This is a genomic window from Nocardia cerradoensis NBRC 101014, from assembly GCF_000308535.1.
Classification (GTDB): domain Bacteria; phylum Actinomycetota; class Actinomycetes; order Mycobacteriales; family Mycobacteriaceae; genus Nocardia; species Nocardia cerradoensis.
This window is the reverse complement of record NZ_BAFW01000297.1, coordinates 1-1,520: the sequence shown is the minus strand read 5'-3', so window position 1 is coordinate 1,520 and position 1,520 is coordinate 1. Positions and strand designations below refer to the sequence as shown.

Sequence of the window (1,520 nt, the reverse complement as noted above, 5' to 3'; positions counted from 1 at the left end):
CGGCCTGGGCGGCGACGGAATACGCGCCGGTGATCACCGCCTGGGACGCGATGACCGTGGCGGCGGTGGCCAGCAGCACCAGCAGCAGCCGTGCCCACCCGGGTGCGAGCAGGAAGAAGGGGCTGCTGATGTTGCGGGCGTCGTCGAGGATGAGCGCGCCTTGGCCGAGGTAGCTGAGCGTGCAGGCGGGAAAGACGAGGATCAGCCATGCGCGGGTGATGGAACGGCGGCCGAAATGTCCCATGTCCGCGTACAGCGCCTCGGCGCCGGTCACCGCGAGCACGATCGCGGCGAGCGCGAAGAACGCCGTTCCGAAGTGTCCGATCAGAAAGCCCAGCGCGTACGTGGGCGACAGCGCCTCCAGGATGCGGGGATTGCGCAGGATGCCGCCGATTCCGCACGTGCCGATGGTGAGGAACCACGCGATCATGATCGGGCCGAACATCCGCCCGACCGTGGCGGTGCCGCGGCGTTGCACCACGAACAGCGCCACGATGATCACGACCGTCGCCGGGATGACGAAATCCTTCAACGCCGGCTCGACGACCTTGATGCCTTCGACCGAGGACAGCACCGAGATGGCAGGCGTGATCATGCTGTCGCCGAAAAACAGTGAGGCGCCGAAGATTCCGAGCGCGGCCAGGCCTATGGCCGTCTTTCGCCCGCGCGGTGAACTCCACCGGCGAAGCAGCGTGATCAACGCCATGATGCCGCCTTCACCGTCGTTGTCGGCGCGCATCGCGAGCAGCACGTAGGTGACGGTGACGATGATCATCACCGACCAGAACACCAACGACACCACGCCGAACACGTTGTCGGTGGTCACCGGTACGGGATGAGGGTCGCCCGGATCGAACACGGTCTGCAGGGTGTAGATCGGGCTCGTCCCGATATCGCCGAACACCACTCCCAGCGCGCCGACCACCACACCCCAGCGCACCGCATCGGTGTGGCTCGGAGGCCGGTCCGGCTCCACCTCGAACGCGGGACCGCCCCCGATGGTGCCCTTCGCCCGTGCCATACTGCTCCTCCACATCGCGGTGCCACGCCCATCGGACGATACAACGCACCGCTCCGCTGCCGGTGAGAGCACGGCCGCGCGGCTACCGCGAACCGATGTGTTGCCGGCTCGGGACCGGCGGTGGAGGCTGAAAGACTATTGCGGCGCGCAGCAGCATATCTGTCGCAGGCAGAGTCACCGGGGGAGCGCCTTGCCGATCGTGAAACAGCTTGCCGCAGAAGGAACATTCCCGGATATGGCGTGCCGGGTCTTGCGCGCTCGCCGAACTGTTCCCGATCCGGTGCGGCGAAACTTCACCGCAGAGGCCAAATCGTCTGTGGCTCAGCGATTCACTGAACACCGCATCGGCGAAAGAAATGTCTACCTGGGTACTGCGAAGAATGGGTTCTGCCACCAGGTCGTCGGTTATTCCATCGATCCGTACATGAAGTCGCCGGCGGTGATCTAGCTGAACGCTGCTGTTGCGCGCCGCGGTGATGTCGCCGGTGGTGGTTCCGCG

General features: G+C 65.7%; 2 protein-coding genes. Both read right to left on the bottom strand.

The window, feature by feature from the left end; genetic code table 11:
• On the bottom strand, positions 1–1,021 hold a 1,021-nt coding region (locus ON23_RS28040; protein WP_174376531.1), incomplete at its 3' end, for a KUP/HAK/KT family potassium transporter.
• 82 nt (positions 1,022–1,103) lie between these two features.
• On the bottom strand, positions 1,104–1,520 hold a 417-nt coding region (locus ON23_RS38970; protein WP_218001127.1), incomplete at its 5' end, for a hypothetical protein.